21 protein-coding genes are annotated in these 25,419 nt (G+C 69.8%); 2 read left to right on the top strand and 19 right to left on the bottom strand.

Going from position 1 to position 25,419, the window contains the following annotated elements; all coding sequences use genetic code 11:
* Positions 1 to 128: 128 nt before the first annotated feature.
* From ACWDUD_RS13550 to ACWDUD_RS13540, 3 genes are all read right to left on the bottom strand, one after another.
* Positions 129 to 1,775 carry an AMP-binding protein gene (locus ACWDUD_RS13550; protein ID WP_450109649.1) on the bottom strand — a complete coding sequence of 549 codons (1,647 nt, stop codon included), beginning with the start codon at positions 1,773 to 1,775 and terminating at the stop codon, positions 129 to 131.
* Between the two features lie 160 nt (positions 1,776 to 1,935).
* Positions 1,936 to 3,318: an MFS transporter gene (locus ACWDUD_RS13545; protein WP_450109648.1), complete on the bottom strand. Its 1,383-nt coding sequence runs from the start codon at positions 3,316 to 3,318 to the stop codon at positions 1,936 to 1,938.
* 167 nt (positions 3,319 to 3,485) lie between these two features.
* Complete coding sequence (locus ACWDUD_RS13540) at positions 3,486 to 4,034, bottom strand: hypothetical protein (RefSeq protein ID WP_248676539.1); 549 nt, start codon at positions 4,032 to 4,034, stop codon at positions 3,486 to 3,488.
* Between the two features lie 153 nt (positions 4,035 to 4,187).
* On the opposite strand from ACWDUD_RS13540, the gene ACWDUD_RS13535 reads away from it, so the two are divergent.
* A complete protein-coding gene (locus ACWDUD_RS13535; RefSeq protein WP_197257321.1) occupies positions 4,188 to 5,207 on the top strand; it encodes an ABC transporter substrate-binding protein in 1,020 nt (339 codons plus the stop codon).
* Here the strand turns inward: ACWDUD_RS13535 and eutC are convergent.
* The 11 genes from eutC to ACWDUD_RS13480 all read right to left on the bottom strand — a co-directional run bounded on the left by eutC (position 5,190) and on the right by ACWDUD_RS13480 (position 17,143).
* A complete protein-coding gene (eutC, locus tag ACWDUD_RS13530; RefSeq protein WP_197257319.1) occupies positions 5,190 to 5,951 on the bottom strand; it encodes an ethanolamine ammonia-lyase subunit EutC in 762 nt (253 codons plus the stop codon). The genes ACWDUD_RS13535 and eutC overlap by 18 nt on opposite strands.
* Positions 5,948 to 7,363 (bottom strand): ethanolamine ammonia-lyase subunit EutB, encoded by a 1,416-nt coding sequence (locus tag ACWDUD_RS13525; protein WP_450109647.1) that lies wholly within the window; start codon positions 7,361 to 7,363, stop codon positions 5,948 to 5,950. Before ACWDUD_RS13525 ends, eutC begins: the two co-directional genes overlap by 4 nt.
* Positions 7,360 to 8,820, bottom strand: a complete 1,461-nt coding sequence (eat, locus tag ACWDUD_RS13520) for an ethanolamine permease (RefSeq protein WP_450109646.1) — start codon at positions 8,818 to 8,820, stop codon at positions 7,360 to 7,362. The genes ACWDUD_RS13525 and eat overlap by 4 nt, the downstream gene beginning before the upstream one ends.
* A 117-nt stretch (positions 8,821 to 8,937) precedes the next feature.
* Positions 8,938 to 9,489 carry a DUF779 domain-containing protein gene (locus tag ACWDUD_RS13515; RefSeq protein WP_197257317.1) on the bottom strand — a complete coding sequence of 184 codons (552 nt, stop codon included), beginning with the start codon at positions 9,487 to 9,489 and terminating at the stop codon, positions 8,938 to 8,940.
* A 133-nt stretch (positions 9,490 to 9,622) separates the two neighbouring features.
* Positions 9,623 to 11,146 carry an aldehyde dehydrogenase gene (gene adh / locus ACWDUD_RS13510; RefSeq protein WP_197257315.1) on the bottom strand — a complete coding sequence of 508 codons (1,524 nt, stop codon included), beginning with the start codon at positions 11,144 to 11,146 and terminating at the stop codon, positions 9,623 to 9,625.
* A gap of 102 nt (positions 11,147 to 11,248) precedes the next feature.
* The gene (locus tag ACWDUD_RS13505) at positions 11,249 to 12,541 is read right to left on the bottom strand and encodes a sigma-54-dependent transcriptional regulator family protein (RefSeq protein ID WP_197257313.1); all 1,293 of its coding nucleotides are present in this window, start codon (positions 12,539 to 12,541) and stop codon (positions 11,249 to 11,251) included.
* Positions 12,542 to 12,577: 36 nt separating this feature from the next.
* On the bottom strand, positions 12,578 to 14,056 hold the full coding sequence (gene mftG / locus ACWDUD_RS13500; RefSeq protein WP_450109645.1) for a mycofactocin dehydrogenase MftG: 1,479 nt from the start codon (positions 14,054 to 14,056) through the stop codon (positions 12,578 to 12,580).
* Between the two features lies 1 nt (position 14,057).
* On the bottom strand, positions 14,058 to 15,467 hold the full coding sequence (mftF, locus tag ACWDUD_RS13495; RefSeq protein WP_450109644.1) for a mycofactocin biosynthesis glycosyltransferase MftF: 1,410 nt from the start codon (positions 15,465 to 15,467) through the stop codon (positions 14,058 to 14,060).
* The gene (gene mftE / locus ACWDUD_RS13490; protein WP_450109643.1) at positions 15,464 to 16,150 is read right to left on the bottom strand and encodes a mycofactocin biosynthesis peptidyl-dipeptidase MftE; all 687 of its coding nucleotides are present in this window, start codon (positions 16,148 to 16,150) and stop codon (positions 15,464 to 15,466) included. The genes mftF and mftE overlap by 4 nt, the downstream gene beginning before the upstream one ends.
* Positions 16,151 to 16,160: 10 nt before the next feature.
* Complete coding sequence (locus ACWDUD_RS13485) at positions 16,161 to 16,580, bottom strand: SRPBCC family protein (RefSeq protein ID WP_450109642.1); 420 nt, start codon at positions 16,578 to 16,580, stop codon at positions 16,161 to 16,163.
* Complete coding sequence (locus ACWDUD_RS13480) at positions 16,577 to 17,143, bottom strand: CGNR zinc finger domain-containing protein (RefSeq protein WP_197257297.1); 567 nt, start codon at positions 17,141 to 17,143, stop codon at positions 16,577 to 16,579. The genes ACWDUD_RS13485 and ACWDUD_RS13480 overlap by 4 nt, the downstream gene beginning before the upstream one ends.
* 59 nt (positions 17,144 to 17,202) lie before the next feature.
* On the opposite strand from ACWDUD_RS13480, the gene ACWDUD_RS13475 reads away from it, so the two are divergent.
* Complete coding sequence (locus tag ACWDUD_RS13475) at positions 17,203 to 18,180, top strand: GNAT family N-acetyltransferase (RefSeq protein ID WP_197257295.1); 978 nt, start codon at positions 17,203 to 17,205, stop codon at positions 18,178 to 18,180.
* Between the two features lie 30 nt (positions 18,181 to 18,210).
* On the opposite strand, the gene ACWDUD_RS13470 is transcribed toward ACWDUD_RS13475, so the two are convergent.
* The 5 genes from ACWDUD_RS13470 to mftC are packed head-to-tail and all read right to left on the bottom strand — an operon-like array spanning position 18,211 to position 25,409.
* On the bottom strand, positions 18,211 to 20,166 hold the full coding sequence (locus tag ACWDUD_RS13470) for a mycofactocin system FadH/OYE family oxidoreductase 2 (protein WP_450109641.1): 1,956 nt from the start codon (positions 20,164 to 20,166) through the stop codon (positions 18,211 to 18,213).
* Positions 20,167 to 20,169: 3 nt separating this feature from the next.
* Positions 20,170 to 20,982, bottom strand: a complete 813-nt coding sequence (locus ACWDUD_RS13465) for a mycofactocin-coupled SDR family oxidoreductase (RefSeq protein WP_197257293.1) — start codon at positions 20,980 to 20,982, stop codon at positions 20,170 to 20,172.
* Positions 20,983 to 21,016: 34 nt separating this feature from the next.
* Positions 21,017 to 22,978: a mycofactocin system FadH/OYE family oxidoreductase 1 gene (locus tag ACWDUD_RS13460; protein ID WP_450109640.1), complete on the bottom strand. Its 1,962-nt coding sequence runs from the start codon at positions 22,976 to 22,978 to the stop codon at positions 21,017 to 21,019.
* Entirely contained in the window at positions 22,935 to 24,143 is a 1,209-nt protein-coding gene (mftD, locus tag ACWDUD_RS13455; RefSeq protein WP_450109639.1) for a pre-mycofactocin synthase MftD, read from the bottom strand. Before mftD ends, ACWDUD_RS13460 begins: the two co-directional genes overlap by 44 nt.
* A gap of 21 nt (positions 24,144 to 24,164) precedes the next feature.
* Positions 24,165 to 25,409 (bottom strand): mycofactocin radical SAM maturase, encoded by a 1,245-nt coding sequence (gene mftC, locus ACWDUD_RS13450; RefSeq protein ID WP_197257289.1) that lies wholly within the window; start codon positions 25,407 to 25,409, stop codon positions 24,165 to 24,167.
* Between the last annotated feature and the right edge of the window lie 10 nt (positions 25,410 to 25,419).

Raw genomic sequence — 25,419 nt, 5'->3', positions numbered from 1 at the left:
TCGCTTTATATCCCCCAGGTGGCGGCTTCGTTTCGCGGGGTGTGGTGGTGGGTGTTGGGGCGGTGGTAGCCCCACCACCGGCACACGGCGGCGGAGCCGCCACAACGGCACCCGGCGGCGGAGCCGCACTATCGGCCGATGAGGTCCACCGACAGTTCCCGCATCTCGACCTTGCGGATCTTCCCGGTGACCGTCATCGGGAACTCGTCGACGACGTGGACGTAGCGGGGGATCTTGTAGTGCGCGAGCTTGCCGATGCAGTACTCGCGGAGCGAGTCGGCGTCGAGCGGTTCGGCGCCCTCACGCATCTTGATCCACACCATCAGTTCCTCGCCGTACTTCTCGTCGGGGACGCCGACGACCTGGGCGTCGAGGATGTCCGGGTGGGTGTAGAGGAACTCCTCGATCTCGCGCGGGTAGATGTTCTCGCCGCCGCGGATCACCATGTCCTTGATGCGGCCGGTGACCGAGACGTAGCCGTCGGCGTCCATGACACCGATGTCGCCGGTGTGCATCCACCGCGCGGCATCGATGGCTTCGGCGGTCTTGTCCGGCTGGTTCCAGTAGCCGAGCATCACGGAGTATCCGCGCGTGCACAGTTCCCCGGGTTCGCCGCGCGGCACGGTCAGACCGGTCGACGGATCGACGATCTTGACCTCGAGGTGCGGTCCGACGCGGCCGACCGTCGCGGTCCGCTGGACGATGCTGTCGTCGCTGCGGGTCTGCAACGACACCGGCGACGTCTCGGTCATGCCGTAGCAGATGGACACCTCGGTCATGCCCATGCGATCGATGACCTGCTTCATCACCTCGACGGGGCACGGCGAGCCCGCCATGATGCCGGTACGCAGGCTCGACAGGTCGTAGCCCTCGAAGCCGGGGTCGGCGAGTTCGGCGATGAACATCGTGGGGACGCCGTAGAGCGAGGTGCAGCGTTCCTCGGCGACGGCCGCGAGCGTCTGCGCCGGTTCGAACGACGGACCCGGAATCACCATGGTGGCACCGTGGCTCGTGCAGGCCAGGTTGCCCATGACCATCCCGAAGCAGTGATAGAACGGCACCGGGATGCACACCTTGTCCTGCTCGGTGTAGTGGCACAGTTCCCCGACGAAGAAGCCGTTGTTGAGGATGTTGTGGTGGCTGAGGGTGGCTCCCTTGGGGAAACCCGTTGTTCCCGAGGTGTATTGGATGTTGATCGGGTCGTCCGGGGACAGGTCCGCCTGCGCGGCGGCGAGCCGGGTGCGGTCCGTGGACAGTGCGTTCCGGCCGGTCTCGACGAGGTCGTTCCATTCGGGGAGTCCGAGCAGCACGACCTGCTCGAGATCCGGGCAGTCGCCGCGCACCTCGGCGATCATCGCGGCGTAGTCGGAGGTCTTGAAACTCGGCGCGGCGACCAGCATCCGGATCCCGGCCTGGGTAAGCACGTACTGCAGTTCGTGCGACCGGTAGGCGGGGTTGATGTTGACGAGGATCGCCCCGATCTTGGCGGTGGCGTACTGCACGAGCACCCATTCGGCACAGTTCGGCGCCCAGATGCCGACCCGATCGCCCTTGCCGATGCCCGCGTGCAGCAGGCCCAGCGCGAGCGCGTCGACTTCGGCGGCGAGCTCGGTGTACGTCCAGCGCCGGCCGGTGGGACGGTCGACGAGGGCGTCCCGGTCTCCGTGCCGGCCGACGGTTCGGTCGAAGTTGTCGCCGATCGTGTCACCGAGCAGCGGTACCTCCCACGCGCCCGAGGCGTAGCTGGGGAGTTCGGGTGTGGCGATGCCGGTCATCGATTTCTCCTGGGGTGTGCGCAGCCCGGGTAGGTGGTACTCGTCCACCATCCTTACTCTTTCCGGGCCACCGATGTTTCGAATTCTGGACAGCTGCTGCCGTCACGACAGCCGAGAACGGCGCCCTCCCCGGGGGTGATGGGGAGGGCGCCTGCGCGATCTACAGAGCGCGATCGCGGGTCTCGACGAGCGCCCTGGTGCAAACCAGGCTCAGGACGCCGAGGACAGCGAGCATCACGCCGATCGCGATGCCGCCGTAGGACGCGGCCAGCGGTGCGGCGAGCATCGGCGGGATGGCGCCGCCGAGGACACCGGCGAGGTTGTAGCCGAGGCCCGCACCGGTGTAGCGGTACCGGGTGTGGAACATCTCCGGCAGGAGCGCGCCGCAGGGGCCGTAGGCGATGCCGAAGATCGCCAGGGTGACGACCATGCCGACGATGAACGCGGCGGGCGAACCGGTGTCGAGCAGCGGGAACAGCGCCAGCGCCCACACGACGGAGAAGCCGCAGGAGATCATGATGACGCGGCGGCGTCCGACCCGGTCGGAGTACAGCGCGGAGAGCACGATCGAGAGGCCGAACACGAGCGAGGCGGCGATGCCGACGACGAGCACGAACGGTCGCGAGAATCCGAGGGTCTTCGTCGCGTAGCTGGTCAGGTAGGCGGTGCCCATGTAGAAGAAGGCGAACATGATCGCCAGCGCGCCGGCCGAGAGCAGGATCTCCTTGGTCTGGTAGCGCAGCGCGTCGAGGAACGGCAGGGTGCGCTTCCCGGTGGCCGCAGTTCCGTCATCCGCAGCTGCGCGGGCTGCCGCCTCGGCACGGAAGACCGGAGTCTCCTCGATGGCGAGCCGCATGTAGAGGCCGATGGCGACGAGAACGATGCTGAACAGGAACGGAATTCGCCAGCCGTAGGTGAGGAAGGCGTCGTTGGTGTCGCCGAGCGCGAGGCCGGTGAACAGGAACGTGCCGCTCGACAGGGCGAAGGCGATCGCGGGCCCGAGCTGGGGGAACATCGCATACAGGCCGCGTTTGCCGGGCGGGGCGTATTCGGCGGTGAGCAGGGTCGCGCCCGCCCATTCGCCGCCGACGGCGAAGCCCTGGGCGAATCGCAGGAGCACCAGGATGATCGGGGCGGCCACGCCGATGGTCTCGGCGCCGGGCAGCAGACCGATGAGCAGGGTCGAGAGACCCATCAGCAGCAGGGTGGACACGAGGGTCTTCTTGCGGCCGATGCGGTCGCCGAAGTGTCCGAACAGCATCGCGCCGACGGGCCGGGCGATGAACGCGACGGCGAACGTCGCGAAGGCGGCGACGGTGCCGGCCGTGGCTCCGAGGGCGGGGAAGAACACCGTCGGGAACACGAGGGCGGCGGCGGTGCCGTAGATGAAGAAGTCGTAGAACTCGATGGTGGTGCCGATGCAACTGGCGATCGCGACTCGCCGGATGCCGGGGCCGCGCTTGCTGGATGCGGGCGGGGCGACTGGGCGCCGGCCCCCGGGCGCGACCGAGGGTTCGTTCCCCGGTGTCGACACAGTGGTCACGGTTGTCCTCCGTTGGTTTTCCGTCCGGGCCGCGGCGGCGTCCGCTGCGACTGGAGGAAAAAGTAGTGACCCGCCTCACTACCCCACTACCCCCGAAAGGGGGGTGGGTGTGAGACGGGTCACATAGTTCGCTTAACGAAAGATAACGCGTGTGGCGACGGCAGGCGTCAGCGGCCCGCCGCGCCCGCCAGCTCCGCCCGCATCTCGTTCCACACCGTGGCATAGGAATCGATGTTGCCGGCGGTCGCCCACGTCAGGGCGCCGCCCTTGACCTTGCCGAGCGCCTCGGCGAACAGATCCTGGTACCGGGACAGGCGCGGCACGAACGCCGACACGTCGTCGAAAACGTTCTGCGCCTTGCGATCCAGCGCAACGAGGGCGTCGACGAAGCCGTCCGCCTCCACATCCGCCAGGATGCCGGCGAGCTCCTCGTCGAGCGCCTCGAACTGCTCGAACAGCTCGGCGATCGAGTCCTCGTCGATGGACACACGCTCGGCGTCGAGCTGATCGGACAGCTCCGAGCGACCCTTGTCGGTCAGCGAGATCGCCCCGCCCTCCTCGGTGGCCTTGCCCTGCTCGATCAGCGCGTCGTAGGCGGCCTGCCCCGCGCTCACCCCCACCCCCAGGTGAGCGGCGATCACCTCCGCGGTGACAGCCTTCTTCAACGACACCGTCTGCAGCAGCGCCAGCTCGTCGACATTTCCTGCGAACGCCATATCCCACTCCTCATCGCCCGGCCCGCGGGCGGGTCCGTCCCGCCCGGTCGGACGGTGCCTCGATTCTCGCCCACGGGGTGCGGGTGCACAGAACCCGACCTCGGCGTTCACGGCCCGCCCCGGGACGATGGAGTTAGGATAGGCTCCGCATCCATGCGTATTCGCTCCACCCGCGGCCGGTTCGTCGCCGCCTCCCTCCTGCTCACCTTCGCCCTCACCGCGTGCGGCGGCACCGACCCCGGCAGCAGCGGCTCGGCCGCCGGCAACACCGACGTGGCCACCGGCGGCCAACTGTTCTCCACAGCCGACGAGGAGACCGCGAAGCTCGGCAGCGACGCCGCCCCGGGCCGGTTCCCCCGCACCGTCACCCACGCCCTCGGCGAAGTCGAGATCCCCGCGAAGCCGGAGCGCGTCGTTGTCCTCGACAGCGGCGAACTCGACGCCGTGCTGTCGCTGGGCGTTACGCCCGTCGGCCTTGCCAGCCCCGAAGGCGCCGCCGGGCAGCCCTCCTACCTCGCCGACAAGCTCGACGGCGTCGCCGACGTCGGCACGATCAACAACCTCGACCTCGAGGCCATCACCGCGCTGAAGCCGGACCTGATCCTCGGCAGCAAGTTGCGCGTGGACAAGCTGTACCCGCAGCTGTCGACGATCGCCCCGACCGTGCTGGCGATCCGCCCCGGCTTCCCGTGGAAGGAGGACTTCCTGCTCGTCGCGGACGCGCTCGGCGAGGAGGACACCGCGGAAGCGCAGCTCAACGCGTACCAGACCCGTGCCGACGAGGTGCGCGCCGCGATCTCCGGTGATCCGAGCATCTCGCTGGTGCGTTTCATGTCCGGCAAGATCCGGCTCTACGCGAACAAGTCGTTCATCGGCGTGATCCTGCAGGACGTGGGCCTGCGCCGCCCCGAGATCCAGAACATCGACGAACTCGCCGCGGAGATCAGTCCGGAGACGATCACCGAAGCCGACGGCGACTGGGTCTTCTACTCCAACTACGGCGCGCAGGACGCACAGGCCGAGGTCGTCGGCGGCCCGCTGTGGGCGAACCTGGAAGCCGTGAAGAACGGCAAGGCCGTGGCCGTCAGCGACGAGACGTGGTTCCTGGGCCTCGGACCCACCGGTGCCATGCGGGTTCTCGACGACCTCGAGCGGCTACTCACCGGCAACTGATCCGGCGACGGTCTCCCCCGGTCCGACGGCACGCGAGGTGTCCTTGAGCTCGACACCGGACCGGCCCAGCCGTCGCGCGCCGTCGACCAGACCGGCGACGACCCGGGCGGCACTGTCGTAGCCGAGCCCGCCGGGCGGATGGATGTTGGACACGCAGTTGCGTTCGGCGTCCGTCCGGCCGGGCTTCGGATCGTGGGTGAGATACACCCCGAGACTGTCGGCCACGGACAGCCCCGGCCGCTCCCCGATCACCACCAGCACGGTGCGGACACCGAGGGCCGCACCGATGTGGTCGCCGAGCGCGACCCGCGCCGAGGTCGCGATCACCGGGGGCGCCACCGTCAGGTGCCGCGGCAGGGCGGCGACGATCGCGGCGACGAGCGCCGCACCGTGCTCGGCCAGCGCACGCGGCGACAGTCCGTCGGCGAGCACGATGCCGATGTCCGCGCCGGTCGCGGGAACGTCGCCGAGGTCGTCGGGGATCCGGCCCAGATCGGGCCGCCGCAGGTATTCGCCACGGTCACGGACCCGGCTGCGCACCACCACCGGAGTGCCGATCCCCACCCGGTCGATCTGCGCGGCAAGGGTTTCCACGTCGAGCGGCTGGTGCACGGCATCGCGGGCAGCGGCGTGCGCGGCCCGGAACTCGAGCATCCGCGCGGTCGGGACACCGTCGCCCGCCCGCCCGAGTCCGATGCGCGCCTGCGTGACCGCGCGCAGCGGTCCCCAGAAGTCCGCCGTCATGCGGCACCACCGGTGAGTGCACGCAGCGGGGAGGCGGCCGGGTCGACCGGCAGGATCCTCCCGTCGTCGTCGGCCATGCCCAGTCCGCGCAGCCAGTGCTCGAATTCCGGGGCAGGCCGCAACCCGAGGGCCCGCCGCACGTACAGGGCGTCGTGGAAGGACAGGGACTGGTAGCCGAGCATCACGTCGTCGGCGCCGGGCACCGTGATCACGAACGAGACGCCGGCGACGCCGAGCAGCGTGAGCAGCGTGTCCATGTCGTCCTGGTCGGCCTCGGCGTGGTTCGTGTAGCAGACGTCGACGCCCATCGGCAGGCCCAGCAGCTTGCCGCAGAAGTGGTCCTCGAGGCCGGCCCGCACGATCTGTTTCCCGTTGTAGAGATATTCCGGCCCGATGAACCCGACGACCGTGTTGACCAGCAGCGGATCGAACTCTCGCGCGACCGCGTAGGCGCGGGCCTCGAGGGTCTGCTGATCGACCGGGCGGCCGCCGGTACCGAGGTGCGCACCGGCGGACAACGCCGAGCCCTGACCGGTCTCGAAGTACATGGCGTTGTCGCCGACGGTGCCGCGCCCGAGCGAACGTGCCGCGTCGTGCGCCTCCCGCAGCATCGACAGGTTCACCCCGAAACCGGTGTTCGCTCCCTCGGTGCCGGCGATCGACTGGAACACCAGATCGACCGGGGCACCGGCCTCGATCAACCCGACGGTGGTGGTGACGTGCGAGAGCACACACGACTGCATCGGAATCGCGAAACGCTGCCGCATCTCGTCGAGCAGATGCAGCAGATCCGCGGTGGCCTGCGGGGAATCGGACGCCGGATTGACACCGACGACGGCGTCGCCGCAACCCATGAGCAGCCCGTCCAGGGTCGCGGCGGCGATGCCGCGCGGGTCGTCGGTCGGATGGTTGGGCTGCAGGCGGGTCGCGAGGCGGCCCGGCGGGCCGACGGTCGTGCGGAACCCGGTCGTGACGGTGACCGCGCGGGCCACCGCGACGAGATCCTGATTGCTCATGAGTTTGCTGACGGCAGAGACCATTTCGGGTGTCAAGCCCGGCGCCAGGGCGGCGAACGTGTCGGCCGCGTCGGGGGCCGTGGCGTCGGTGAGCAACCGGTCGCGCAGGCCTCCGACGGTCAGGTGCGCGATCGGCCGGAACGCGTCACGGTCGTGCCGGTCGAGGATCAGCCGGGTGACCTCGTCCGACTCGTACGGCACCACCGTCTCGGTGAGGAACCGGTCGAGCGGGACCTCGGCGAGCGCCCACTGTGCCGCGGCGCGTTCTGCGTCGGATTCGGCTGCGCACCCGGCCAATTCGTCGCCGGACCGCAGCGGGGTGGCCTTGGCGAGCAGGTCGACGAGGCCGTCGAAACGGTAGGTCGTGCCGGCGAGCTGCCGGGTGTAGATCGTCACTTCAGTTCGGCCTCCGCGGCAGCGAGGGCGGCGAATTCCTCGTCCGGGGAGTTCGCGACGAGCCGGTGCCGGCTGTAGAGCCCGAAGTACGCCATGAACGCGGCGAAGGCGCCGAGGGTCCACAGTGCGGCGATCGGGTCGACCAGGAAGGTCGCGACGACCGCGATCGCGGCGACGACCAGGGCGAAGGATGTCGTGACCACGCCGCCGGGCGTGCGGTACGGACGCGGCATGCCGGGTTCGCGGACGCGCAGCACGATGTGGCTCACCATCATCAGCACATAGCTCAGAGCGGCCCCGAACACTGCCATGTTCAACAGCATCGCACCTTCGCCGGTCAACGACAGCGCGAAGCCGATGACGCCGGGGACGATCAGCGCGAGCATCGGCGCCTTGCGCCTGTTGGTCACCGACAGGCTCGTCGGGAGGTAGCCCGCCCGCGAGAGCGCGAACGTCTGACGCGAATACGCGTACATGATCGAGAAGAAGCTCGCGATCAGCCCGGCGAGACCGATGTAGTTGACGACCTTGGCCGCGCCGGTGTCGCCGAGCGCCTCGACGAGCGGATTCCCGGACGTGGACAGCTCCTCGGAGCCGAGGGCGCCGGTCGCGAGGAACAGCACCGTCGCACCGGTGACCAACAGGACTACCATCGACACGATGATCCCCTTGGGGACGTTCTTCTCCGGTTCCGTGGCCTCCTCGGCCGCGAGCGGGACCCCTTCGACCGCGAGGAAGAACCAGATCGCGAACGGCACGGCCGCCCACACGCCGATCAGTCCGAACGGCAGGAACGCCGATGCCCCGGCCGCGCTCTCGTCGACGGGGATATCGGTCAGGTTGGCGCTGTCGAAGAGCCCGGCCGCGGACACGGCGAACACCACGAGCCCGACGAGGGCGATGGCGGTGATCACGAACATCGCCTTGAGCGCCTCACCGGCGCCGGTGAGGTGGATGCCGATGAATATCGCGTAGACCGCGAGGTACACCCACCAGCCGTCGGTGATGCCGAACAGGTCCAGTGATTCGACGTAGGCGCCGATGAACGTGGCGATGGCGGCAGGAGCGATCGCGTATTCGATGAGAATCGCTGTGCCGGTGGCGAACCCGCCCCACGGACCGAGCGCACGCCGGGCGAAGGTGTAGCCTCCGCCGGCGGCGGGCAGCGCCGAGGACAGTTCGGCCATGCCGAGCACCATGGCGGAGTACATGCCGGCGATGACGATCGAGGCGACGAGCAGGCCGCCGAACCCGCCTTCGGCCAGGCCGTTGTTCCAGCCGGCGTAGTCGCCGGAGATCACGTAGCTCACGCCGAGACCGGCGAGCAGCACCCAGCCCGCGGAACCCTTTCGGAGGCTGCGCTTCTCGAGGTACTCGCTGCTTTCGAGGTGGGCGTCGACGCCGTCGTGGTGGAGGGCTGCCTCGGCACCGGCTGCGATCGGATCGGGTGGAGCCATGGTTCCTCTTCTCGTCGACGGGAGCCCGCCGGGTCGACCGGGCACGCCGAGAACACCGCGCGATCTCACGGTACGGGCGATGTGTACATGCTGCGTCAGCGCAAGGTCACGGAAGAGTTACGAGGTGGCGCCGCGCGTGGGTGGGACGGGGCACGCGTCGGCGGCCTCGGCGACCACGGTCGGCTCGGTCGCCGGTTCCGGGCGGGCACCGGCCGCCCAGTCCCTGCCGAGCAGGGGCGCCCCGGAAATGAGTGTGGCGGAGGCGAGTGCCGCGTTCTCGTCGTCGGTGAACACGACGCCGCGGCTGAGGAACCGCAACCCCTCGGGCGCCTCCAGACTGAACCCCGAGCCGCGACCGGGTACGACGTCGAGCACGAGCCGGGTGTGCTTCCACGCGTCGAACTGGGAACCGGAGATCCACACCGGCACCGCGTCCCGGTCGCCGGGAAGCGTGGGGGCGGTCTCCCCCACCGCAAGCCGCAGGTCGAGCAGACCGAGCAGCACGTCGCGGTCGCCGACGACGAACTCGCCGTCCGGGTAACACATCGGCGCCGACCCGTCGCAGCACCCGCCGGACTGGTGCATCATCAGCGGCCCGTGCCGGTCGACGAGGCGGCGCAGGAGTTCGACGGCGTCTGCAGTGGCGACGACGCGCGGCGGAACAGGCATGCGTGCGGTCCTTTCTGGCGTCCCGACGTTCTGCTGCCCACCACCCGCACCCGAGCGAATGTATCGTTCGTCTCCTTCAATCGACTGAACGATACATTCGCTCGGGAGTACTGGCGGGTGAGCGGGCGGTCGATCAGAAGAAGCCCTGGGCCTTGGGGGCGTAGGACACCAGGAGGTTCTTCGTCTGCTGGTAGTGGTCGAGCATCATGTGGTGGTTCTCGCGACCGATGCCGGACTGCTTGTAGCCACCGAATGCCGCGTGCGCCGGGTACTGGTGGTAGGTGTTCGTCCACACCCGCCCGGCCTGGATGGCGCGACCGGCCCGGTAGGCGACGCCGCCGTCGCGGGACCACACGCCGGCGCCGAGACCGTACAGGGTGTCGTTGGCGATGGAGATCGCGTCGTCGAAGTCCTCGAACGAGGTGACCGACACGACGGGACCGAAGATCTCCTCCTGGAAGATCCGCATCTTGTTGTGGCCGCTGAACACCGTCGGCTGGACGTAGTAGCCCCCGGACAGGTCGCCGCCGAGGTCGGCGCGCTCACCACCGGTGATGACGGTGGCGCCCTCGTTCTTGCCGATCTCGATGTAGGACAGGATCTTCTCGAGCTGGTCGTTGGATGCCTGCGCGCCGATCATGGTGTCGGTGTCGAGCGGGTTGCCCTGACGGACCGCCTTCGTGCGGACCGCGGCGAGCGACAGGAACTCGTCGAAGATGTCCTGCTGGATCAGCGCGCGGGACGGGCACGTGCACACCTCGCCCTGGTTGAGCGCGAACATGGTGAAGCCCTCGAGCGCCTTGTCCTGGTAGTCGTCGTTCGCGGACAGGACGTCGGAGAAGAAGATGTTCGGGCTCTTGCCGCCGAGTTCGAGGGTGACCGGGATCAGGTTCTGCGACGCGTACTGCATGATCAGGCGGCCGGTGGTGGTTTCGCCGGTGAACGCGATCTTGCGGATGCGCGGGCTCGACGCGAGCGGCTTGCCGGCTTCCACACCGAAACCGTTGACGATGTTCACCACACCGGGCGGCAACAGATCGCCGATGACGGAGATCAGGTACAGGATCGACGCCGGGGTCTGCTCTGCCGGCTTGAGGACGACCGCGTTGCCCGCAGCCAGCGCGGGAGCGAGCTTCCACACGGCCATGAGGATCGGGAAGTTCCACGGGATGATCTGGCCGACGACACCGAGCGGCTCGTGGAAGTGGTACGCGACCGTCTCGGAATCGATCTCGGAGATCGAACCTTCCTGCGCGCGAATGGCTCCCGCGAAGTAGCGGAAGTGGTCGATCGCGAGCGGGATGTCCGCGTTGAGGGTTTCGCGGATCGGCTTGCCGTTGTCCCACGACTCGGCGAGCGCGATCGACTCGAGGTTCTCCTCGATGCGGTCGGCGATCTTGTTGAGGATGATCGCGCGCTCGGCGGGCGAGGTCTTGCCCCACGCCGGGGCGGCGGCGTGCGCGGCGTCGAGCGCGAGTTCGATGTCCTCCTCGGTGGACCGGGCTACCTCGGTGAAGGGCTGCCCGGTGACCGGGGTGACGTTCTCGAAGTACTGCCCCTTGACCGGCGCGACCCACTGGCCGCCGATCCAGTTGTCGTAGCGGGCCTGGAAGGACATCAGGGCGTCGGGTGAACCGGGGCGGGCGTACACGGTCATCGGTGTCTCTCCTGCGTGTCGTCGGGCCGCACTGGGTGCGGGACGGTCGGATCGTCCCCTCGCGGGGTGTGATCCGGAACACTAGGAGCAACGGGGTTGCAACTACGTTGCGAGCTGCCGATCCAACAGATCGATCCTGGCCTTGACCTGCGCATACATCGCCGAACCGGGATCGAGGGCGGTGAGGTACGCGGACCAGGCGGTGAGGTCGTCGCGGCCGTGCACCGACGACGTCCACTGCGCCAGCAGGTGCGCATCGCCGGCGCGCAGCAGCGCCGCCTGCACGCGGGTGCGCAGTTCGTCGCGGATCTCCTCGATCCCCGGCGCGGCCGATCCGGGCAGCACCGGCCCGGTGTACAAGCGCACCGCGGTCGCGGTGTCGCCGCGGTCGAGAGCGGCACGGACGTCGGCGACATCGGTGACGAGGTCGCCGAGCAGCCGATACGGCCGCGATCCCACCCGATCCGATCCGAAGGTCTTGCGCAGCCGCGACATCTCGGCGCGAATCGTCACCGAGTCGAGTTCGGCCTCGTCGAGCAGGACCGCGAGACGGTCCGCACCGAGCCCCTCCGGATGATCGGCGAGCAGCAACAGGATCTCGGCGTGCCGCTGCGACAACGGGATCCGCTGCCCGTTGCGGTGCAGCATCGGCCGGCCCGACCCGAACGTCTCGAGGCGGGACGCCGATCCGGTCAGCAGATGCGGGGCGCTCATGAGGTGCAACCGCAGCTCCGCCTCGGCGGCAGCGACGGTCGCACGGACGAGTTGCAGCACTTCCGGCACGGCGACACGCGGACCGCCGGTGATGTCGATGGCACCCAGGATGCGGCCGCTGATCGGATCGTGCACCGGCGCCGCCGAACAACTCCAGTCGTGCACGGTCCGGTTGAAATGCTCGGCCGCGAAGATCTGCACCGAATGATCCAGCGCCAGAGCGGTTCCGGGAGCATTGGTGCCGACGTGGTCTTCGCTCCAGTCGGCGCCCTCGACGAAACTCATCGACAGCGCCCGGTCGCGGGCGGAGTGATCACCCTCGACCCACAGCAACCGGCCGCGCTCGTCGCTGATCGCGACGAGCAGACCGTCGTCGGCGGCGTCCTCGACGAGGAGTTTGCGCACGACCGGACGGATCAGCGCCATCGGATGCCCCGAGCGGTATTCCTCCAGGTCGACGCCGGTGAGCAGGCTCGGCTGGTCCACCGAATCCGGGTCGATGCCACGTTCGACGCTGCGCAACCACGAGTCGCGCACGACCGAGCGGACCGCCGACGTGCCCTCGCGCGCATCCAGGAATGTCCGGTGGGCCGACGACATGCGCAGCGCGTGTGCGGCGGCGTCGTCCCCGGGCCGCAGCGCCACCCACGGGTTCACCGACGGCTTCGTTGTCTGGGTCATCTACCGGCGTCCTCCTTGCCGACACTGTAGTCCAGGTCACACAGGTGGCGCCAAGCGCCCGGTGTGTCTTTGTGGCGCCCCCGACCGCCACAAAGACACACCGACGCGGTGGGCGAGCATCACGGCGGTGGCGTGGGGGCCGCGGCTCGGCACCTCGGGGAACACGGAGGTGTCGACGACGCTCAGACCGTCGATGCCGTGGACGCGGCACCGTTCGTCGACGACCGACCCGTCGTCCGTGCCCATCCGGCACGTGCCGGACAGGTGCAAGGACGTCCCGAGGTGCGTGGTGCGACTGCCCGTGTCGACGAGGTCGGTCATCGCGCCGAGCATGTCCGTGGCGAGGTGGACACCCTCCCGGAGGTCGGCACGATCCTGCGGGTGCTCGAGATAGCGGTAGTCCAGGACGGGCGCGGACCGGGGATCGGCGGGATCGAGCAGAATCCGTCCGCGGCTGCGGGGCCGGGTGAGCACGACGCCGAGCACCGGGTCGGCGACGCCGCTTCCCGGGATCGCCGTGCCGAACGGCACGGTGTACGGGCGCAATTCGAGGGACCGGGTGTGCAGAACCGTCTCGAGCAGCGGCGCCCCCGTCGGCAGTTCACGCCGGTAGCGGTATCCGATCGCCACCTCGGGATGGTCGGTGAAGTCCCGGCCGACCCCCGGAAGGTCGTGCAGCACCGCGATTCCGAGTCGCCGCAGTTCGTCGGCGGGGCCGATGCCGGAGAGCATCAGCAGTTGCGGCGAGTGCACGGCACCCGCACACACCACGACGTGACCGGCCGTGATCTGTCGGGTGCCCGCTCCGTCGGCGACCTCGACCCCCACCGCGCGACCGTTCGCCAGGACGATCCGCAGCACCTCCGTGCCGGTGGCCACCGTCAGGTTCGTCCGGCGCAGGACCGGCAGCAGGTACGCGAGCGCGGGACCGACGCGCATCCCGTCGCGGATGTTGAGCGGGACGCGGCCGACGCCGTCGGGGCCGGGAACATTGAGGTCGTCGACGGCCGCGAATCCCGCCGCGACCGCAGTCTCGTGGAACGCGGCGGACACCGGGTGCAGCCGATCCCACGGGACCCGCCCGACCGGCACGGGACCGTCGCTGCCGTGCAGGTCGCCGGGAAAGTCGGAGTCGGTTTCGAGGGCTCGGAAGTCGGCGAGCACCTCGTCGTACGCCCACGACGCCGGCCAGCGGGCGAGATCACCGGGCCGGGCCCGCACGAAGTACGCTCCGTTGACGGCACCGGAACCGCCGAGGACCCGTCCCCGCGCCACCGTGGTGGCGACCTCGGCGGTGAGCCGCGCCGTGTAACGAGTCGCCCAGACACTGCCCGGACCGACGGGAACGATTGTAGCAGTGCGGATTTCGTCCGGAGTCTCGTGCACGGTCCGGTACCCGGGTCCGGCCTCGACAAGCAGCACGGATCGATCCGGATCGTCGCTGAGCCGTGCCGCGACCACGGACCCGCAGCTTCCTCCACCGACCACGACGACGTCGGCGTGCGCCGGCAGCACGTCAGTTCCGGATGTCGGGGATCAGTGCGGCCGGGTCGCGGGCATCGAGCGCACCCTTCCACAGTCCGGCACCGTATGCGAGATCGTCGAGCCGTTTGTAGAGCACGTAGCGCACGGGGTCGAGACCGCCTTCCTCGCGATGCCCGAACCAGTCCCAGAGTCCTTCCGCGACAGCAAAAGCCGCGACCGTCCGCCGTATCCGGGAGGAGAACAGCGAAGCGACGAGGGTGACCGGCCAGTAGTGCCGGCAGAGAGCTGAGGCGAGCTGCCACATGCCCCCGGCGAAACCCTGCGCGGTGAGCACCGCGGCGATGCGGGTGGGCTGGTCCAGTTCGGTGAACATGCGCCGCAACCGCAGCAGGGTCACGAGCAGCGAGATCGCCGAACCGAGCGCCCCGAGGCGGGTGCACGTGGCGGCGGCGACGCAGGCGAACAACGTCCACACCGACATCACCATCGGGGCGACGGACCCGGGATGGCGCGCCGCCAGCGGAGCAGCACCGGTTCCGTAGAAAGCCTTGCGGGTGAACCACTTCCGGAATCCGATCCGGTGGTCGTGCGCGACCCGCGCGACCGGCTCGTAACGGAGCCGCCAGCCGGACTGCTGCAGTCGCCAGCACAGGTCGACGTCCTCCGCGACGTGCATGGTCTCGTCGAACCCGCCGAGTTCGTCCAGCACGTCGCGGCGCACCACCATCGCGGCGCTCGGTACGTAGGCGACGGGACTGCCCGCGACCACCGCGGCTTCACGGCGTCCGAGATCCAGCGACGACCGGGCGTGTTCGTACCGTGCGAGCGGGGCACTGTCCGGGTCGAGCGCGACGATGCGCGGAGCGACGAGCGCGACCGCGGGATCGGTGAAGTGCCCGAGAATCGCCTCGAGCCAGCCGATTCGGGGCACCACGTCGGAATCCAGGAATGCCACGAACGGTGTTGTGGCCGCCCGCATTCCGGTGTTCCGGGCAGCCGCGGGTCCCCGCGACGTCTCGTGGCGCAGGACCGTCACCCGTCCGGCCTCGGGTGCGACGAAGGGCGTTTCGGATCCGTCGTCGACGACGATCACCCGGACCGATTCGAGCGCCTGCAGCAGCCGCCGCAGACCGGCAGGGTTGTCCTTCGCCGGGACCACGACGGTCACGTCCGAGGTCGACGGCAGGGCTGTGGGCCGGGGGTTGCCGACCCCCGAGTCGAGGAGCCGGCGGGCCACGACCGCGGTCCTCGAATCGACCACCCTCAGGTAGCCGTCGTCGAGCATCGCAGCCGCGGCCGGGGCGAGTTTGAGCATGCGGGTCGGTGACCCACCGATGAGCACCCGTCCGGCGGAGAACGCCCGCACCCGAGGGTCGATCCGGACGCCGAAACCGTCGGGCAGCCGCGACGTGGGAGTGCGCTTCGTTGCGCCCTGTGTCACCGGAGTCTCCCCTCTGCACCGGGCTGCCAGCGGGCAACCTGTGCAGTCGCACGTTCGACCAGGTCTGCGAACATCCGGGCTCCCCGCTCCGCGGTGGCGGCCGTGGGATCGCCCAGCACCCCGTTCGCCGACACGGCGACGATACCGCCCTCCCGCAATCGGGGCAGCAGAGTCGCGATGGATTCCGTCGAACCCACCTCGGCGCGGTCCATTGCCACGACCTCGGGTGCCAGGTGCAGCAGCAGGCTGGTCTCCGTGTCCCCGGCATGCGCATCCCCACCGGGTACCGCGCACGGCAGCCACGCGGCGTCCCGGCCCTCGTAGCGCAGCAGGGCAACCGCTTTCGCGAGGGCGTGCGCGTTGCCACCGTGGCCGTTGACGAACACGACGCGCGCGGCCCACCGGCACACCGACCGGCCGTATTCGACGAGCAGTGATTCCATGACCTCGGCGCCGATCGAGACGGTGCCCGCGAACGCCTCGTGTTCACCACTGGCCCCGTAGGCCACCGCCGGCGCGGTCACCACGTCCGGCAGCGCTCCCGTGACCGCGGTCGCGATGCGCGTGTCCGTGTCCAGCGGCAGGTGCGGTCCGTGCTGCTCGAAGGCGCCGACCGGAACGGCGACGGTCGCATGGCCCGGCGCGATGTCGGGCCAGCGGGCGGTGTCGAGGTTCCGGTTCACCGCCCCGATGTTATGCGGTGCCCGTCACCTGTTCGAGCGCGCGTTCGACCCGGGCCAGCGCCGCCTGCCAATGAGTGCGTTGCCGCTGCCGTTCGTCGGGGCCGGCGAGGCGTTCCTGGTGGAATCTCAGGACGGTGCCCGTCGGGCCGGCCTGCACCGCCACCTGCACCGTGGTGTCGTGATGCCACGTCGGAGGGCGCCAGGTCAGGCGCACGCGATCGAACTCGTGACGGCTGCGCAGTTCCCCACCGGTTCCGTCGTCCGCCTGCCACTGCTCTCCCTTCTCGTGCGGGATCACGGCGCCTGCGCCGAGCCAGAGGCCCGGTTCTTCGACGATCAGCGACCACACCGCGTCGATCGGGTGCGGGAGTGTCTTGGAGACGCCGATCTGCCAGCCGGCGTCCCTGGTCTTGCCGACGGTGTCGGTCATGCCTGTTCCTTCCGTCGATGTGCGCGGACCTTGTCCCGGTTGCCGCACCGGGCCATCGAGCACCACCGGCGGTTGCCGGCGCGCGAGGTGTCGACGAAGACGAGCGGGCAGTCGTCGGCGGCGCAGCGTTTGATCCTGGACGCGCGCGGTCCGCCGAGCAGGTCGACGGCGTCGCGGGCCAGGGTCGACAGGGCCTGGTCGCCGGTGATCGGGACGACCGTGCCGGGCGCCGCGAGTTGCGGCGCGATGTCCGGCCGGGCCGCGGCGGCATCGATGACCGCGGTGTCCGAAGGGCTGGGTCCACTGCCGTCGATGCATCGGTTCAGGCTGTGCCACAGCGCTTCCCGAAGGCCCTTGGCCTGCGCGACGTCGTGCGGGCCGAGCCGGACGTGTGCGGCCGGGACCCGCATGCGGGCGGCGATCCAGTTCGTCAGGTCGTCGGGTGTGTGGAGTGTTTCCCACCGGGCCCGCTCCGCCGCGCCGCCGGTGTAGACGAAGTCCACACACAGCGATCCGGAATCGACCTCGAAGTCGATCCCCTCCGGGGAACGCAGCATCACCATGTAACCATCTTACGGGGTTACAAGAATCGTCGGCAAGCGCAGCGCGTAGGCTGCCCTCCGTGCTGATCGAACCGCGCACCCTCGACGACCCGGCTGTCCTCGAACTCCTCGGTGAACTGCAACTCGAATACGTCCACCGCTACGGCGGCCCCGACGACAACGAACTCCTTCCGGCCGAGTTCGTCGCACCCCACGGCACCTTCCTGCTCGCCCGCGACGAGGGACAGGCCGTCGGTATGGGCGGCTGGCGCACCCTCGACGGGTCCTGTCCCGGTATCCGCCCCGACGACGCCGAGATCAAACGCATGTACGTGCGGGACACGGCCCGGCGACGCGGGATCGCCCGGCGTCTTCTCGGCGCCCTGGAACGCACCGCCACCGACGCCGGGCGACGCCGGATCGTCCTGGAGACCGGTACCGCGCAACCCGAGGCGATCGCCCTGTACGAGGCGAGCGGCTACACCCCGATGGCCGAACGGTACGGCCGGTACGCGCACACCGAGTTCGCGCGCTACTACAGCAAGGCGCTGCCGCCGCTTCGGCTGGCCACCTCGTCGGATCTGCCGCTCCTCCAGGACATCGAGCGAGCGGCGGGCGCACCGTTCGCGGAGATCGGCATGACGGTGGTCGCCGACGACGAGCCGCCCACCATCGAAGAGCTGCAACACTATTGCGACGGCGACCGCGCCTGGGTGCATCTCGACTCCGGGAACCGGCCGGACGCCTACCTGATCGTCGACGTCGTCGACGGGCACGCCCACATCGAGCAGGTCTCGGTGCATCCCGACCACGCGCACCGCGGGATCGGGAGGATGCTCATCGAGCACGTCACGCAGTGGGCCCGCGACCGCGGCCACCGCGCCTTGACGCTCACCACGTACGTGGACGTGCCCTGGAACGGCCCGTACTACGAGCGCCTCGGGTTCCGGTTCGTCGACGACGCGCACCTCGGCCCCGAACTGCGGGAGATCCGCGCCGCGGAGGCGCGCCACGGCCTGGACCGGTGGCCGAGGACCGCGATGCGCCGGGAGCTGTGAGAACGGCCTGGTATCACTACGGCCGTTCCGTCACAGCGCGGCGACCGCGCGCATCCCCTCGATGATCGCCGAGTCGAGTCGCCGCGGCGTCACCGCGTCGCCGACACGCACCACGCGGAAACTCTCGCCCTGCAGGTCGCGCCACAGCTCGTCGACCGGCTCCTGGTGCGTCGCCACGACCACGTAATCGACTGTGCGGACGGAGCTTTCGGCGGTGAAATGGTTCAGCAGTGTCACCTCGACGCAGTCGGTGTCCGTCAGGGCGGCGACCACCACGTCGGTGACCTGCTCGATGCCCTTGTCGTGAGCGCGCCGGACCCAGCCGTTCATCTCGAGGGTGAGCCCGAGGTCCTGGCCGACGATCATTCCGCTGGTGCACACGGTGACCGCGCAACCGCGGTCGGCGAGCAGCTCCGCGACCGAGGTCGCCTGATGGAATCCCAGGTCGTCGACGACGAGCACCCGCCCTGCCGGTTCGGTGCGACCGCCGAGCACGTCGCGCACGTCCACCACCCGTGACGACTCCCCCGCCCAGTCCGGCCGCCGCGGCCGGGCCCCGGTGGCGATCACGACAGTGTCCGGCCGGTATGCCCGGACGGTCGCGGCGTCGACGTCGACGCCGGTGCGGATCTCGACACCGAGCCGACGGCACTCGGCTTCCAGACTCGCGACGGCACCGAGCAGCTCACCGCGGTGCGGCGCGGACGCGGCGACACGAATCTGACCTCCCACCAGAGATTCCCGTTCGAGAAGTGTCACGGCGTGTCCGCGCTCGGCGGCGGTCACCGCGGCCTGCAGGCCCGCCGGTCCCCCGCCGACGACGAGCACCTTCCCCGGCACGGCCGGATCGGGCCGCGTCGCGTCCTCGTATCCGGCATACGGGTTGACCGCGCATCCGATCGGACGGCCCAGCCCGACCCGTCCGATGCAGTCCTGATTGCAGCCGATGCACGGGCGGATCTCGTCGCCGCGTCCGTCGAGGACCTTGCCCGCGAAACCGGGATCGGCGATGTGGGCGCGCACCGCCCCGACTAGATCGCAGACCCCGTCGGCCAGGGCGGCGCGGACCTGGTCCGGGGTCGTGAAGCGGCCCACCCCGACCACGGGCAGGTCGACGGCGGTGCGGATGGCGTCGGGCACGAACAGCGAATAGCCGTGCGGCGTCGACATGGGCGCCTCGACGAGATACAGGGTCTCGGTCGCGACCCCGACCGAGGTGCTCAGGTAGTCCACGTGCCCGGTCGCTTCGAGCATGCGCGCGACGCGCACGGCATCGTCGATGTCGATGCCACCGGGGGTGCCGTCGTGCCCGCTCAACCGGACCCCGAGGACGTATCCGGGACCGAGCGCTGCGCGCACCGCGGCGACGACCTCGAGCAGCAGCCGGGCGCGTCGGTCGAGGTCGCCGCCGTAGTCGTCGGTGCGCGGGTTGGCGCCGGGGGCGAGGAACGCGCGCAGGATCGACGCCTGCGAGCACTGGATCTCGACACCGTCGAACCCGCCGTCGGCACAGCGCCGGGCCGCGTCCGCGTAGCCCGCGACGAGTTCGCGGATCTCGTCCGCGCCGACCGCGACGGGCACTTCCCGGAACAACGGATCCGGGTCCGGCGCCGGCGCCCACAGCGGCCGGCCGGTGTACATTCCGGTGCCCTGGGCGCCGTTGTGGTTGAGCTGGGCGAGGATTCGCGCGCCCTGGGCGTGCACCGCGTCGGTGAGACGACGGTACCCGGGCAGCACCGCCGGATCCCAGCCGCGGATCAGCTTCTCGTACGGCCGATCCGACGGGTGCACCGTGTGCTCTTCGGTGACGATCATCGCCGCGCCGCCGCGGGCGCGCGCGACGTAGTAGGCGATGTGCCGGTCGGTGACCTCGCCGTCGACGGCGAAGTTCGTCAGGTGCGCGGGAAAGACGATGCGGTTGCGCAGCGTGACCGGGCCGAGCCGCAACAGATCGTGCGGGTCGGCGCCGGTCACGTCACGCGGCACCGGTCAGACCTTCGAGTTGCCCTGGTCGAGCGCCATCTGGCTGCCGGTGATGGTCTTTGCGCGGTCGCTCGCGAGGAACAGCACGGCGTCGGACGTGTCGTCGGGGTCGGCGATCGGCTTCTCGGTGAGGATCGGCGCGAAGTTGGGGAGCCAGTGCGGGTACTTCTCGAACATCTTCAGCGCACCCGGGTCGGTGCCCATCGGCGTGTTCACGCCGTACGGGTGGATCGAGTTGACGCGGATGCGGTACTCGCCCAGCTCCTTCGCGGCTGTCTGGGTCATGCCGACGAGACCGAACTTGGCTGCGGCGTAGTTGATCTGGCCGGGCATGGCCTTCAGGCCCGCGACCGAGCTGACGAGGATGATCGAGCCGCCGTTGCCCGCCTCGATCATCGCGGGAGTGGCGGCCTTGATGGTCTTGAAGACACCGGTCAGGTTGATGTCGATCAGTTCCTCGAACTGCTCGTCGGGCATCTCCCAGAAACGGTTCCACGAGCAGATGCCCGCGTTGGCGACGACGACGTCGAGGCGGCCGAACTGGGCGACCCCTTCGTCGACGACAGCCTTGAGGGCCGCACTGTCGCGCACGTCGGCGATGCGGGCGACGATCTTGCCGCCGGCTTCCTCGACGAGCCGCACGGTCTCGTCGAAGTCCTCGCGGGTCGCCTGCTCGTAGGAGACGTACTCGGAGACCGGTCCGGCGACGTCGACGCCGATGATCGAGGCCCCTTCCCGTGCGAAACGCAGCGCGTGGTTGCGGCCCTGCCCGCGCGCGATGCCGGTGATGAAGACGACCTTGCCGTCGAACTCGCCCATGTGGCGTTCCCCTTCGATCCGCGATTGAAACCTATTACAGTTCTGCGGCGAGACGATACCCCTCCCGGATCGCCTCCCGCACCGTCCGTGGTGCGACGCAGTCACCGATTCCATTGCGCCTGATTCCGGCGAGTTTGTCATCAGGCAATCCCGCTGAGCAGTCCACGAACAATGCATCCGGAACGGTGCTCCGTTCCCCGGTGATCGGGTGTTCGAGGTGGACACCGGTCGGGTCGACCGCGCGCACCGTGACGCTGCGGTGCCGGGTGATGCCGGCCCGTCGCAGCCGGGCGTTCGCGCCGACCAGGTCGCCGGTGGGTGCGAGCCGTGATCCTGCGATGGGATCGCAGGTCGCGTAGTGCACCGGGTGGCCGAGCGCGGCCAGTCGCTCGGCGACCGCGACCGCGATCGGCCCGCCGGCCGGATCCCACACGAGCATCGTCCGCGGCTCGGCCGGTGGACGATCCAGGACCCGGCGCGCGGTCGTGTAGCAGGCGGCGTCGGCAGCGACCGGGAACCCAGGCTGCCGGTCCCGGCTGCCGGTCGCGAGCACGATCGCGGTACCGGCGGCGTGCGCGTCGTCGAGGTCGGGGGCGGTGACCTCGGTACCGCACCGCAAATCGACACCGCTGTCGCGGCACCGGTCCTCGAGCCAGTCCGCGAGGGTCGCGAGGCGGTCGCGTCCGACGCCGGCGGCCGCGGTCCGCAGCAGGCCACCGCACCGGTCGGCACGCTCGCGGACCTGCACCCGATGACCCCGGGCGGCGAGGGTGCGAGCGGCCTCGAGACCGGCCGGGCCACCCCCGACGACGAGAACGTCCCGGGATGTGGAGGCCGGCGAAACAGACTGCTCATCCTCGTGCCCCGCCTCGGGATTGCCGATGCATCCGACCATCGGATTGTGGAAGTCGCGGACGAGGCACGCCTGGTTGCACAGCACGCACGGTCGCGGGTCGCGTCCGGCACGGACGGTCGCGACGAGATCCGGGTCGGCGATCTGCGCGCGGGTCATCTCGACGGCATCGCAGACGCCGTCCTCGAGCATGCGCCGAGCGTGCTCCGGGTCGACGATGCTGCCCTGCAACACGATCGGAACGGTTCCGGCGACCGCGTCGCGGATGTGGCGGCACAGTTCCGCGTTGAATCCGGGTGGAGTGTGCGCGTCGGGCCGGTACGAGCCGGGAGTGAACAGGCCGCCCCGCACCACGGTGAGCAGGTCCAGGTGCGGCGCGAATTCGGCCGCGTGCGCGGCGGCGAGGTCGGGAGTGATCCCGGCCCACGGCGCGTTCTCGTCGCAGCACAGCCGCAACGCAAGGATCCGTCCGGGACCGAGCTCGCTTCGGACCGTGGTGATTACGCGGTTCAGCAGCAGGGTCCGGTCGGTGCCGTAGCGGTCGGTACGCATATTGGTCAGCCCCGAGAGGAACTGCCGCAACAGTGAGGCCGGACCGGCGTCGAGTTCGATGCCGTCGACGCCGGCGGCGACCGCGGTCGCGGCAGCCCCGCGGAAACCGTCGACCACCGAATCGATGTCGGCCGCGGTCATCTCGGCGGGCAGCTCCCGGGTCGCCGGATCCGGAACCCGCGACGGCGCGTGCAGCGGCGCCCGGGTCCAGGCACTCGATCCCTGCAGCCCGGCGTGGCCGAGCCCGGCGAGCACGAGCGTGCCGTGCGGGCGGCACGCGGCGACCGTCTCCGCCCAGCCGGCAGCACAGTCGGCGGCCAGCGGTGCCCGCTCGTAGGGGTGGTCGGCAGCGTGCACCGAGGCGACCTCGGTGACGACGATGCCGGCACCGCCGCGGGCACGCCGTGCGTAGTAGTCGACGTGCCGCCGTGAGAGTGCTCTACCCGCAGCGAGATTGGTCTCGTGCGGCCCAAAGATCACCCTCGCCGGCGCGGTCCGTCCGGCGAGGGTGATGGGATCGGTGAGCACTGAGCTTCGTGGACCCCGGTCAGATACCGAGGTCGCGGCGGAAGCCCTCGGGCACGACCACATCGTCCGGGGTGAGCTCGTGGATCGAGGTCTTGCCCAGGCCCATCAGCGCCGAACCGATTCCGCCGCTGAGGATGTCGAGGACGTTCTCGACGCCGGCCTGACCGTTCGCGGCCAGACCCCACAGGTAGGCGCGGCCGATGAGCACCGCCTTCGCGCCGAGCGCGAGGGCCTTGACGACGTCGCTGCCGCGGCGGATACCGCCGTCGAGCAGCACCTCGACGTCCTTGCCGACCGCCTCGGCGATCGCCGGCAGCGCCCGGATCGGCGCGGGGGTGCCGTCGAGGTTGTTGCCGCCGTGGTTGGACACCGAGATCGCGGTGACACCGGCGTCGACGGCGCGCTTGGCGTCGTCGACCCGCATGACGCCCTTGAGCATGAACGGGGCATCCCCCCACTGCTCGCGCAGCCAGGCCACGTCCTCCCAGGTGGGCAGCGGGGTGGTCATCCACTCGCCGTAGGCACCGAAGAACGTCGGCGCCGCACCGCCGGGCGGGGTCAGGTTCGGGGTGGTCAGGTCCGGCACGCCACCGGTCTTGGCCCACTCGAGCAGCCACTTCGGGCGGAAGATGCCCTCGGGCGCGAACTTGACCATCGCCTCGAGGTTCATCCGCTCCGGGATCGCCGGGCTGCCCCAGTCGCGGCCGTTGGAGAACGACCAGTCCAGGGTCATGATCAGGCCCTTGGCTCCGGCTGCGCGGGCCCGCTCCATACGCTGGACCAGCACGTCCCGGCTGCCGACCCAGTACATCTGGAAGAACGTCTTGTCGTTGACCGCGGCGACATCCTCGATGGACTTCGAGGCGAACGAGCTCAAGCCCATCGCGACCCCACGGGCGGCGGCCGCCCGCGCGACCGCGACCTCCCCGTCCGGATGCACGGCCTGCACACCGGTCGGCGAGATCAACACCGGCATCGCCACGTCCTGCCCGAGGACGTGGGTACCCATTTCCCGCTTGTCCGACAGTCCGGCGACGTGCGGCGCGAAACCGAGTTCCCGGAACGCGGCGATGTTGTCGTCGACCGTCAGGCCCGCTTCGGAGCCGGCGACGAGCGCGCCGTAGACGGATTTCGGCAGCCGCTTGCGGGCACGTTCCTGCGCGACGGCGACGGTTTCGAACCAGGGGTCGGTCGCCCACGGGTTCTTCAACCAGGATGGCTTGGCCATGGTCTGTGGTCTCCTCGGGAATTACAGTCCTGCGAGCGGGTTTTCGTCGCAGAACTTGGCGGGGGGCTTGGTCAGCAGGGTCAGCGGAACCGGCGCGGCCGGGGTGCGGCGCTCGGCGCGCTTGCCGGTGCGCGAGTGGTCGACGCTGGACTGCGGCACGGTGCGCTCGCCGGCGAGCGCGGACTGGCCGTAGCCCTGGACGCATTCGGGGTCCGGGCCGTCCATCGGCAGGCCGGTGAAGAACTTCGCGGCCATGCAGCCGCCGCGGCACGCGTCGAAGAAGTTGCACGAGGAGCACGCGCCGGCGGACTGCGGCTCGCGCAGCTGCCGGAACAGCTCGGAGTTCTTCCACACCGACGCGAATCCGCCGTCCGTGAGGATGTTGCCGGCGTGGAAGTTGTCGTGGATCGCGAACGGGCACGCGTAGACGTCGCCGACCGGGTCGATCAGGCACACCACCCGACCCGCGCCGCACAGGTTCAGCCCCGGCAGCGCACCGGCACCGCTCTGGCCGCCGAACGCGGACAGGTGGAAGAACGAGTCGCCGGTGAGCACACCCTCGCCGTGCGCGACGAGCCAGTCGTAGAGCTGCCGCTGCTGCTCGTGCGTCGGGTGCAGCTCGTCCCACACGTCCACCGCGCGTCCGGACGGACGCAACCGGGTGATGCGCAGGGTGGCACCGTACTTGTCGGCCAGAGCCTTGAACTCGTCGAGCTGGTCGACGTTCTCGCGGGTGACGACGACGGAGATCTTGGCGTCGCGGAAGCCGGCCTCGGACAGGTTCTCCAGCGCGCGCACGGCCATCGCGAACGATCCGGGGCCGCGGACGGCGTCGTTGACCTCGGCGGTCGCGCCGTCGAGGGAGATCTGCACGTCGACGTAGTCGGAGGCGGCCAGGCGCGCGGCGACCTTCTTGTCGATGCGCACCCCGTTGGTGGAGAACTTCACGCCCACCTGGTGCTCGGTGGCGTAGTCGACCAGTTCCCAGAAGTCCGAGCGCACGGTGGGTTCGCCACCACCGATGTTGACGTAGAAGACCTGCATGCGCTGCAGTTCGTCGATGATCGCCTTGCACTGCTCGGTCGACAGCTCCCGCGGGTCGCGTTTACCGGACGAGGACAGGCAGTGCACGCACGACAGGTTGCACGCGTAGGTCAGTTCCCAGGTCAGGCAGATCGGGGCATCGAGGCCCTTCTCGAACTGGTCGACGAGACGACCCACTTTCGGGGGTGCAGAAGTGACGGGTGGTTCGAGCAGAGACGTCATGGCGGGTCCT

The organism is Rhodococcus sp. NPDC003382, assembly GCF_053589135.1.
This window is presented reverse-complemented; position numbering and strand designations above follow the sequence as displayed.

What these genes read in the sequence shown, in the direction of transcription:
- ACWDUD_RS13540 (WP_248676539.1), bottom strand. Translation starts at nt 4,034, where the DNA reads ATGGCGTTCGCAGGAAATGTCGACGAGCTGGCGCTGCTGCAGACGGTG.
- ACWDUD_RS13515 (WP_197257317.1), bottom strand. Translation starts at nt 9,489, where the DNA reads ATGCCTGTTCCGCCGCGCGTCGTCGCCACTGCAGACGCCGTCGAACTC.
- mftD (WP_450109639.1), bottom strand. Translation starts at nt 24,143, where the DNA reads ATGGCCAAGCCATCCTGGTTGAAGAACCCGTGGGCGACCGACCCCTGG.
- mftC (WP_197257289.1), bottom strand. Translation starts at nt 25,409, where the DNA reads ATGACGTCTCTGCTCGAACCACCCGTCACTTCTGCACCCCCGAAAGTG.
- eat (WP_450109646.1), bottom strand. Translation starts at nt 8,820, where the DNA reads ATGGCTCCACCCGATCCGATCGCAGCCGGTGCCGAGGCAGCCCTCCAC.
- ACWDUD_RS13460 (WP_450109640.1), bottom strand. Translation starts at nt 22,978, where the DNA reads ATGTGGTCGTGCCCGAGGGCTTCCGCCGCGACCTCGGTATCTGACCGG.
- ACWDUD_RS13465 (WP_197257293.1), bottom strand. Translation starts at nt 20,982, where the DNA reads ATGGGCGAGTTCGACGGCAAGGTCGTCTTCATCACCGGCATCGCGCGC.
- ACWDUD_RS13535 (WP_197257321.1), top strand. Translation starts at nt 4,188, where the DNA reads ATGCGTATTCGCTCCACCCGCGGCCGGTTCGTCGCCGCCTCCCTCCTG.
- eutC (WP_197257319.1), bottom strand. Translation starts at nt 5,951, where the DNA reads ATGACGGCGGACTTCTGGGGACCGCTGCGCGCGGTCACGCAGGCGCGC.
- ACWDUD_RS13505 (WP_197257313.1), bottom strand. Translation starts at nt 12,541, where the DNA reads ATGACCCAGACAACGAAGCCGTCGGTGAACCCGTGGGTGGCGCTGCGG.
- ACWDUD_RS13550 (WP_450109649.1), bottom strand. Translation starts at nt 1,775, where the DNA reads ATGACCGGCATCGCCACACCCGAACTCCCCAGCTACGCCTCGGGCGCG.
- adh (WP_197257315.1), bottom strand. Translation starts at nt 11,146, where the DNA reads ATGACCGTGTACGCCCGCCCCGGTTCACCCGACGCCCTGATGTCCTTC.
- ACWDUD_RS13480 (WP_197257297.1), bottom strand. Translation starts at nt 17,143, where the DNA reads ATGGTGATGCTGCGTTCCCCGGAGGGGATCGACTTCGAGGTCGATTCC.
- ACWDUD_RS13485 (WP_450109642.1), bottom strand. Translation starts at nt 16,580, where the DNA reads ATGACCGACACCGTCGGCAAGACCAGGGACGCCGGCTGGCAGATCGGC.